This window comes from Sphingomonas echinoides (assembly GCF_029623395.1).
GTDB lineage: Bacteria > Pseudomonadota > Alphaproteobacteria > Sphingomonadales > Sphingomonadaceae > Sphingomonas > Sphingomonas echinoides_A.
The window spans coordinates 47,131-56,103 of sequence record NZ_JAPYKK010000029.1 but is presented as its reverse complement, the minus strand read 5'-3'; the positions used below and the strand labels follow the sequence as shown (position 1 = coordinate 56,103).

The 8,973-nt window shown below is 66.0% G+C and carries 7 protein-coding genes; 2 read left to right on the top strand and 5 right to left on the bottom strand.

All coding sequences use genetic code 11. The features are described from left to right. Window positions 1–198: 198 nt before the first annotated feature. Window positions 199–612 (bottom strand): DUF1489 family protein, encoded by a 414-nt coding sequence (locus QBJ92_RS15525; protein WP_277970609.1) that lies wholly within the window; start codon window positions 610–612, stop codon window positions 199–201. Between the two features lie 25 nt (window positions 613–637). Continuing rightward, entirely contained in the window at window positions 638–2,035 is a 1,398-nt protein-coding gene (mgtE, locus tag QBJ92_RS15520; protein ID WP_277970608.1) for a magnesium transporter, read from the bottom strand. Between the two features lie 127 nt (window positions 2,036–2,162). Here mgtE and QBJ92_RS15515 point away from each other — a divergent pair, with 127 nt between their 5' ends. Beyond that, entirely contained in the window at window positions 2,163–2,618 is a 456-nt protein-coding gene (locus tag QBJ92_RS15515; protein WP_242138131.1) for a peptidylprolyl isomerase, read from the top strand. Between the two features lie 122 nt (window positions 2,619–2,740). On the opposite strand, the gene QBJ92_RS15510 is transcribed toward QBJ92_RS15515, so the two are convergent. Then, window positions 2,741–3,631 (bottom strand): LysR substrate-binding domain-containing protein, encoded by an 891-nt coding sequence (locus tag QBJ92_RS15510; RefSeq protein ID WP_277970607.1) that lies wholly within the window; start codon window positions 3,629–3,631, stop codon window positions 2,741–2,743. 326 nt (window positions 3,632–3,957) lie between these two features. Between QBJ92_RS15510 and QBJ92_RS15505 the strand changes: the two genes are divergently transcribed. Beyond that, complete coding sequence (locus QBJ92_RS15505; protein WP_277970606.1) at window positions 3,958–6,240, top strand: CDC48 family AAA ATPase; 2,283 nt, start codon at window positions 3,958–3,960, stop codon at window positions 6,238–6,240. A 169-nt stretch (window positions 6,241–6,409) separates the two neighbouring features. Here QBJ92_RS15505 and QBJ92_RS15500 read toward each other — a convergent pair whose 3' ends face one another. Further along, entirely contained in the window at window positions 6,410–7,705 is a 1,296-nt protein-coding gene (locus QBJ92_RS15500; protein ID WP_277970605.1) for an MFS transporter, read from the bottom strand. Next, complete coding sequence (locus QBJ92_RS15495) at window positions 7,705–8,874, bottom strand: phospholipase D-like domain-containing protein (RefSeq protein WP_277970604.1); 1,170 nt, start codon at window positions 8,872–8,874, stop codon at window positions 7,705–7,707. The genes QBJ92_RS15500 and QBJ92_RS15495 overlap by 1 nt, the downstream gene beginning before the upstream one ends. Between the last annotated feature and the right edge of the window lie 99 nt (window positions 8,875–8,973).

The window sequence follows — 8,973 nt, the reverse complement described above, 5'->3', positions numbered from 1 at the left end:
CTGACCGTACGGCTCGACGGATCGGGGACGATCACGGCGACCGCACGCTACACCGCCGATGCGACAAGCACCGGGCTGGGGGCGGTGACGATCTACGGCAAGCCGACGTGCCGGGTTTCGCGCACGGCGTCCGGGCCGATCCGCTGCGGGGTGGAGGCGACGCCGTAAAGAGGAGATGCCGTTAGGCCGTCGTGCGCGTCAGATCAGTCCCAACGCCGCGAGCTTGCCGATGAGCGCCGCCGGCATCGCATCCCCCACCACTACGTCGTCGCTTAGATCGGCGGGCGCATCGCTCGGCTCGAGATAGCGCCAGCCCTGGTGCGCGCGCTTGGGGCGGCCTTCGGTCAGCACGAGCGCGGGATCGATGTGGATCGCGACTCGCCCGCCCTCGGCCTCGCCGAACCCGAGGATCGGCGAGCGCGCGACCAGTGTGTGCTTGATGATCCAGTAGAGCGACCCGCCCTTGCCGTCCGCACCGACGATTTCCTCGTGGCGTTTGGGCAGATAGCGCGTGGTGAGGAACACCGGTCCGTCGGCGGCGCGTTGCTTCAGGCGTTCGGCGAGGTGTTCGAGGCTCGTCGCGCCGAACGCAACCTTGGTCAAATGCAACATAAGCGTGGATTTGGGCGCGGCAGGGTCAGGCGCCAAGCCCCCACAGCGTCGCAAGCCCCAGAAACGACAAGAAACCCATCACGTCGGTCATCGTCGTGACGAACACCGCCGAGGACACCGCGGGATCGACTCCGGCGCGCTCCAGCGACACCGGCACCAGCACGCCCGCAAGCCCAGCGATCAGGTTGTTGATGACCATCGCCATCGCGATCACGATTGCGAGCCCGACGTTGCCGAACGCCAGATAGGTTCCGCTGCCGACCAGCGCGCCGAGCATCGCGCCGTTGGCGGCGGCGATGCGGAATTCGCGGAGGATCATCCGCGCGGTGTTGGAACTCGTCAGCTGGTTGGTCGCCAGCGCGCGCACGACGACCGCGAGCGTCTGCGTTCCCGCATTCCCCCCCATCCCCGACACGATCGGCATCAGCACCGCGAGCAACGCAAAGCGCGCGATCTCGCCCTGGAACGCGCCGACCACCGACGCGGCGATCATCGCGGTGCCGAGGTTGACCACCAGCCAGGTGATTCGCGTCCGCACCGTCAGCAGGATCGGTTCGTTGATGTCGCCATCGCCCGCACCCGACAGGCGGAGGATATCCTCACCCGCTTCCTCGGAAATGATGTGGACGATGTCATCGACCGTGATCATCCCGACCAGCCGACCGCCGGTATCGACCACCGCCGCCGAGATTAGCGCGTATTTCTGGAAGCGCAACGCGACTTCCTCCTGGTCCATGTCGACCGGGATCAGCGTCTGTTCGCGCTGCATCACGTCGCCAATCGCAATCCCGCGCGGGGTCCGCAGGATCCACGACAAAGCGACCGTGCCGATCGGCTTGTGCGCCGGGTCGACCACGAAGATTTCCCAGAAATCGGTCGTCAGCGCGTCATGCGTTCGCAGATAATCGAGCACGTCGCCGACGCTCCAATGCTCGGGCACCGCGATCAGCTCGCGCTGCATCAGGCGGCCGGCGGATTCCTCGGGATAGCTCAGCGCCTCCTCGATCGCGGCGCGATCGTCGGGGTCGAGCGCGCGGAGCACCTCGCGCTGGTCGGCGGGCTCCATGTCCTCGATGATCGCGACTGCGTCGTCGGTGTCGAGTTCGGACGCGATATCCGCGACCTGGCTCGCCGAGAGCGAATCGATCAGATCCTCGCGGACGTAATCGTTCATTTCGGCGAAGACGTCGCCGTCGAGCAGGTCGGTGATCGCGCTCGCCAGCGCCGCGCGGCAATCCGCCGGGGTCAGCTCGAACAGATCGGCGATATCGGCGGGATGGAGCGGCTCGACCAGCGCGCGCGCGCCCTCCGCATCACCGGACTCGACCGCATCGAGCACCGCACGGACGAATTCGGGCTTGAGCCGATCGTCCTCGTCGAGTTGTGCGCCGTCGTTTTCGGGTAGGAGCTCGGTCTCGCTCATCATGGACCTCCTGTTGCCCGCCGGGGGTGCGCTCTAACCCGATATGGGAACAAAGCCAATCGGTGGCGATTTGCCTCTCCGACGCTGCATCGCTACGGCAGCGTCATTCCCATTTCAGGAGCCCAACATGGCCGATCTTCCCGAAACCCTGACGCTGACCCTTGATGGCGGCGATGTCGTGATCAAGCTGCGCGGCGATCTCGCGCCGCAGCATGTCGCACGTGTCGCCGAGCTGGCGAACGACGGCTTCTATGACGGCGTCGTGTTCCACCGCGTCATCCCCGGCTTCATGGCGCAGGGCGGCGACCCCACCGGCACCGGCATGCACGGCTCGGACAAGCCCAACCTCCCGGCCGAATTCTCGAAGGAGCCGCATGTCCGTGGCGTCGCGTCGATGGCGCGCACTAACGACCCGAACTCGGCGAACAGCCAGTTCTTCATCTGCTTCGACGACGCGCGCTTCCTCGACGGTCAGTACACCGTGTGGGGTCAGGTGACGTCGGGCATGGAGCATATCGATGCGCTGCCGAAGGGCGAGCCTCCGCGCGAGCCGGGTAAAATCCTGAAGGCGACGGCTGCTTAATCTGCTTGTCTTAGCCCCTCCCCCTCGGGGGAGGGGTTGGGGTGGGGCAGTCCAGCAGTGCATAACTTTCTGCGAGGCACTTCCCCACCCCCAACCCCTCCCCTGAAGGGGAGGGGCTTAACTTACACGCTGGGATCGGCGATCGTTGCGATCAGCCAGTCGTGGAACAGCTTCACCGGCTTTTGCGTCAACGCCCGCGGGCGGCACGCGAACCAATAGCTGTACGGACTCTCCACCGAGATATCGAACAACCGCACGATCCGCGGGTCCTTTGCCTCGGCGAAATGGCTTTCGTGCATGAACGCGATGCCCAGACCCTGGGCTGCCGCTTCCAGCATCAACGCGCCCGAATCGAAATGGTCGACCGCGAGCGGCTCGAGATCGGTCAGCCCCGCTGCGGCGCGCCATGCGCTGAACGTATCGGGCATTTCGCGATGGACGAGCGCAGTCAGCCCGGAGAGCTGGTCCGGCCGGACGACGGGGTCGGGTCCTTCGATCAACGCCTTCGCCCCAATGACATAGACCTGGTTCCGATCGAGCCGTCGGGAATACAGCGCTGGATCAATGTCGCGCGCCAGCGCAATCACCGCGTCGAGACCCTCGCCCAGGCGCGAGATGTTGTGCGTGCTCGTATCGATATCGAGATGCAGCTCGGGATGACGCGTCCGCAATTCCCCGAGTCGAGGAAACAACCGTTGTGACGCGTAGAGCGGCAGGATACCGAGGCGCAGCCGCACAACATCGGTATTGCTCGTCATCACTTCGACCGCATCCGACAATTGGTCGAGCGCAGGGGCGATTTGCTGGAGCAGCCGGTCGCCGTCCGCGTTGAGCACGACCGCCTGATGGCGACGTTCGAACAAGGGACGGCCGATGAAGCGTTCGAGCGCCTGGATGCGACGGCTGAGCGCCGGGGGCGACAGCGCGAGTTCCTGCGAGGCGGCCTTGATCGATCCGGTGCGCGCGACCTGCACAAAGGCTTCGATTGCGGTCAGTGGTGGCAGGCGCCGCATATCGGATGCCTCTTCTTCCATAGATGGTGCGACGCACCATCCCGTCGGGCGATGCAGGGGGGCGACGCGTTACACATGCAATAGATAAGGTTGATTGCAGAAAGCGCAATCGCGACCAATCCTTTCGCACTTGCAACATAATCTGCTGCGGTGCATTTAGACGGTGCCTTTCAGGCATCCTCTCCTAAAACTTTCAAGGCCGATCCCTCGGGGTCGGCCCTTTTTTTGTCTGTTGTCCGCCAACCGCCCCCCGAGCGTCGTCTCGCATTCGCGGAACCGACTTCCTATCTTGCGCGCTCAACAGCGGGTCTCGCAAAGGAAAGATGATGGCGGAAGTCGATGCGCCTGTTCGGAAATTACAGGTCGCCAACGCGCGCGCCGAAGATAGCGGGCGTGGTCTTGCGCATGTTCCGCGGTCGATGCTCGCGGCTCTCGGCATTGGCGAGGGCGACGTCATCGAGATCGTCGGCAAGTCGACCACGCCGGCGCGCGCGGTCGCACCCTATGTCGAGGACGAGGGACTCGAGATCATCCGGATTGATGGCCTCCAGCGTGCAAATGCTGGAGTCGGGTCGGGCGACTTCGTCGAACTGCGCAAGGTCGAGTCGAAGGCCGCGACTCGCGTCGTGTTCGCACCTGCACAACAGAACCTCCGTTTGCAGGGGTCTTCCAACGCGCTCAAGCGCACCTTCTTCGGACGGCCTTTGTGCCAGGGCGACGTCGTTGCTACCGCAGGGCAGCAACGCGTCGACAACATGCCGCCGGGTGTCCAGAACATGCTGCGCGCGCCCGCTTATGCGCTGCAGGAGATTCGTCTCGCGGTGATTTCGACCGTCCCCAAGGGCGTGGTGCATGTCGACGAGACGACCGAGATCGAACTTCGCCCCGAATATGAGGAGCCCAAGGAAGCGCGCCGCGCCGATGTCACCTATGACGATATCGGCGGGATGGGCCCGACGATCGACCAGCTCCGCGAGATGGTCGAGTTGCCGCTGCGCTATCCCGAGCTATTCCAGCGATTGGGCGTCGATCCGCCCAAGGGCGTGTTGCTGCATGGCCCACCCGGAACCGGCAAGACCCGCCTTGCGCGCGCGGTCGCCAACGAATCCGCGGCCGAATTCTTCCTGATCAACGGGCCCGAGATCATGGGGTCGGCGTACGGCGAATCCGAAGGCAAGCTGCGCCAGGTGTTCGAGGAAGCCGCCAAGGCCGCGCCGTCGATCGTGTTCATCGACGAGATCGATTCGATCGCGCCGAAGCGCGGGCAAGTGTCGGGCGAGGCGGAGAAGCGCCTCGTCGCGCAGTTGCTGACGCTGATGGACGGGCTGGAAGCGCGCGCCAACGTCGTCGTGATCGCTGCGACCAACCGCCCCGAGGCGATCGACGAGGCGCTGCGGCGTCCCGGCCGGTTCGACCGCGAGATCGTCGTGGGCGTTCCCGACGAGCGTGGACGGCGCGAGATTCTCGGCATTCACACGCGCGGCATGCCGCTCGGCGACAAGGTCGATCTCGGCGAACTTGCGCGGACGACCTATGGCTTCGTCGGCGCTGACCTTGCGGCGCTCGCGCGCGAGGCTGCGATCGAAGCGGTGCGCAAGCTGATGCCGCGGCTCAACCTGTCCGAAGGCACGATCCCGCCCGAAGTGCTCGATACGCTGGCAGTCACGCGCGAGGATTTCCTCGATGCATTGAAGCGCGTCCAGCCGAGCGCGATGCGCGAAGTGATGGTCGAGGCTCCGCGCGTCCGCTGGGACGATGTCGGCGGGCTCGATTCGGCGCAGATGCGGCTCAAGGAGGGCGTCGAGCTTCCGCTCAAGAACCCCGAGGCGTTCCGACGCCTGGGGATTCGACCGGCGAAGGGCTTCCTGCTGTATGGCCCGCCGGGCACCGGCAAGACGCTGCTCGCCAAGGCGGTCGCACGCGAGGCGCAGGCCAATTTCATCGCGACCAAATCGTCCGACCTGCTGAGCAAATGGTATGGCGAGAGCGAGCAGCAGATCGCCAAGCTGTTCGCGCGCGCGCGGCAGGTGGCGCCGTGCGTCATCTTCATTGACGAGCTCGATTCGCTGGTCCCTGCGCGCGGCAGTGGCGGGGGTGAACCACAGGTGACCGAGCGGGTGGTCAACACGATCCTCGCGGAGATGGACGGGCTGGAGGAACTCCAGTCGGTCGTCGTGATCGGCGCGACCAACCGGCCTAATCTGATCGACCCGGCGTTGCTTCGTCCGGGCCGGTTCGACGAACTGGTCTATGTCGGCGTGCCGGACCGGGCAGGGCGCAAGCGCATCCTGACGATCCAGACCGGCAAGATGCCCCTGGCCGATGACGTCGATCTCGACGTTGTGGCGGGGCGGACCGATCGCTTCACCGGCGCGGATCTCGAGGACGTGGTGCGCCGCGCGGGGCTTGCGGCTTTGCGCGAATCGATGACGGTCAACCACGTCACCATGGCGCATTTCGAAACCGCGCTTGGCAATTCGCGGGCATCGGTGACGCCCGAGCTCGAACGCGAATATGAGGCGATGTCGGCGCGGCTGAAACAGGATGCGACCGCGCTACAGCCGATCGGCTTCGCCTTCCCGCCGCGTGCAAAGGAAGAAGCGCGCTAACCCTCCTAATCCCCTCCCTGAAAAGAGTGTCGGGTGGACAGCGCCCCGCGCTGTCCAGATGATGCCGGGGGCATCATCGACCCGACACTGGGTTGGCCTGCGGTCGGGCGTAGCGTTCGATAACGGGCCGACCCACCCCTCGATCCCCTCCCTTCCAGGGAAGGGAGGATCATTGCTCGCGCAATCGCACCCAGGCATAGCCGAACAGTGCCATCATCGCTGCGCCCGCGACCAGATACGGCAGCGCATGCTGCGCCTCGTACAGCCCAACGCCGATCGACGGTCCGAGCACGAACGCCGCGCCGTTGACCGACGTCACCTTGCCCGCGACCGACCCCTGCGCATTGTGTCCGACCGCGAGCGATGCGCCCGCGGTGAAGGCAGGCCGGGTGAATCCGAACCCGACCGACGCGAGCGCGTAGGCACAGGCGATCGTATAAAGCGACGTCGCCACTCCGGTCAGCGCGCAGCCGACCGCCGCGATCGCTAGCCCGACCAGCATCATCGCGCGCGGGCGCAGGTCGAGGTTGGGGATGATCCCCCATTGCACCAGCAGCGCCGCGAGCGCGCCAATCATCAGCACGATTCCGGTCGGCTGGAGCGCCTCTGCGGGCGCGAGGTGCAATCGGTCGATCACCAGAAACCCGATCGCCTGCCCGGTCATCGCCTGGCCATGACCCGAAACCAGTCCCGCGATCAGCCACGCCCGGATCCGCGGGTCGCGATACCCGACCTGTTCGGCATGCTGTTCGACCGTCGGCTCGATCGCGGCGACGATGCTGGCGCCCCCGCTTTGCCCGCCGATCGAGGGATAGGCGTTGGCTGCGCCGTGCGTCGCCCCATCCGGATGCAGATCGTTGGGGAGCAACCGTCGCACCGCGACCCACACGCCCAGCCCGAACAGCGCGAACAGGAAGGCGGGGCCGGACAGCCCGATCTCGACCCCGGCGATCGTCCCAAGCACGAGGAACGGCGCGATCGTCGGCCCGAGGATGGTCCCGAGCCCGAACGCGGAGCCGAGCAACGTCAGCGCCTTGGTTCGTTCGGCGCGCGTCGTGTTGCCCGCGACCAGTGCCTGGACCGCGGGCGGCGCAGCCGAACCGAAGGTGCCATAGATCAGCCGCCCGAGGATGAAGCAGACGAACGCGGTCGTCCCGCCGATCCAGCCGTTGATCCCCGCGGCAAGGAACACCCCGCACACCAGCAGCGACACGCAGAACCCGCCGACCCCGAGCAGGATCATCGCGCGCCGCCCGTGCCGGTCGGACCGTCGTGCCCAGAACGGTGCGGCGATCACCCACAACAAGGCGGAAACCGAGAACGCCGCCGCCACCGCGCTGTCGGGCACGCGCAGCGACCGCCCGAGCGCGGGGAGCACCGATTGCAACGCGGTGTTCCCCGCCGCGATCGTCAGCATGACGACGAACAGCAAGCCGAACTCGCGGTCTATTCGCTTCGACTTCATCACTCGCGTCCAAAATTGAGGCGTTTGGTGATGTTATAGTCGAGCACGGTCATCACGAAGAACGCGGCGGCTTGTTTCACTCGCATCCACGGGCTGGTGCGCGCCTTGTAGAGATCCTGCGTGATCGCTTCGGAATTGGCGACCTCGCCATCGACATAGCGGCGGACGTGCGCGGCGAAGGCATGGTCCTCGATCCGCAGCATCATCTCGAGATTGAGGAACAGGCTGCGGATGTCGTAATTGGCCGAGCCGATATAGACGACGTCGCCGATCAAGAAGAGCTTGGTGTGCAATTTGGTCGGCTGATATTCGTAAATTTTCACGCGCTTGCGCAGCAGCCCGGCATAGGTGAAGCGCGACGCCCAGATCGCGGCACCGTGATCATTCTTCGACGCCAGCACGATCCGCACGCGCCCGCGCATCCCCACCTTGTCGAGCCGCCGCAACATTCCCGGATTGGGCGCGAAATAGGCCGTGATCAGGTCGACCTGGGTCGCAGTGCGCAAGTCGCGCTTCACCGCGCGCGCCCACGGCGACAGCCGCCGCGTCGGCCCGCCGAACAGCCAGCGCACGGTGCCCTGCGGCTCACTCCACCGCGACAATGCGCGGCGCAGCGTCCGCAGCGGTGGCTTGGGTTGTCCCGCCCAGCGCGCGAGCACGTCGAAATAGCCGGTGATCCGCTGCGCTGCCGGCCCTTCGACGATCAGCCCGAGATCGCGCCACGCCTGTTCGGCGGGGGTGCCGAAATAACTGTCCTGGACGTTGAACCCGCCGATGATCGCGCGCGGGCTAGCGGTCTCGCCGTCCGCGAGCGCGAGCTTCTGGTGATTGCGCAGCAGATAGCGCCGGCCCCAGCGCGGAACGAAGCGACACACCTCGACCCCGCCGTCGCGCATCGGGGTGAAGAAGTCGTGCGCCGCCGCCGCCTCACTGCCGAGCCCGTCGACGATCAGCGACACCGCCACGCCCCGCGCCGCCGCGCGCAGCAGCGCGGCGCGGACCGCTTCGCCCGCGTCGTCATCGACATAGATGTAGAAGATCACCCGCAACGAGCGCCGCGCGCCATCGATCAGCCCGATCAGTGCCTCCAGCCGGCGTGGCCCGGTATCGAGCATCGTCAACTGGTTGCCCGCCACGGTGAAGCTCGGCTGGGGGGCGGGTTCGGTCATCGCAGCGGGTGATGCCGCCTCGCGCTGCGCGCCGCAAGGGACGCAAGCCCCGCCCAAGGCCGATTTTCTTGACTCAAGCAGGGTTGCCGCCTAGGGGAT

What these genes read in the sequence shown, in the direction of transcription:
- QBJ92_RS15510 (WP_277970607.1), bottom strand. Translation starts at nt 3,631, where the DNA reads ATGCGGCGCCTGCCACCACTGACCGCAATCGAAGCCTTTGTGCAGGTC.
- QBJ92_RS15495 (WP_277970604.1), bottom strand. Translation starts at nt 8,874, where the DNA reads ATGACCGAACCCGCCCCCCAGCCGAGCTTCACCGTGGCGGGCAACCAG.
- QBJ92_RS15515 (WP_242138131.1), top strand. Translation starts at nt 2,163, where the DNA reads ATGGCCGATCTTCCCGAAACCCTGACGCTGACCCTTGATGGCGGCGAT.
- mgtE (WP_277970608.1), bottom strand. Translation starts at nt 2,035, where the DNA reads ATGAGCGAGACCGAGCTCCTACCCGAAAACGACGGCGCACAACTCGAC.
- QBJ92_RS15505 (WP_277970606.1), top strand. Translation starts at nt 3,958, where the DNA reads ATGGCGGAAGTCGATGCGCCTGTTCGGAAATTACAGGTCGCCAACGCG.
- QBJ92_RS15525 (WP_277970609.1), bottom strand. Translation starts at nt 612, where the DNA reads ATGTTGCATTTGACCAAGGTTGCGTTCGGCGCGACGAGCCTCGAACAC.
- QBJ92_RS15500 (WP_277970605.1), bottom strand. Translation starts at nt 7,705, where the DNA reads ATGAAGTCGAAGCGAATAGACCGCGAGTTCGGCTTGCTGTTCGTCGTC.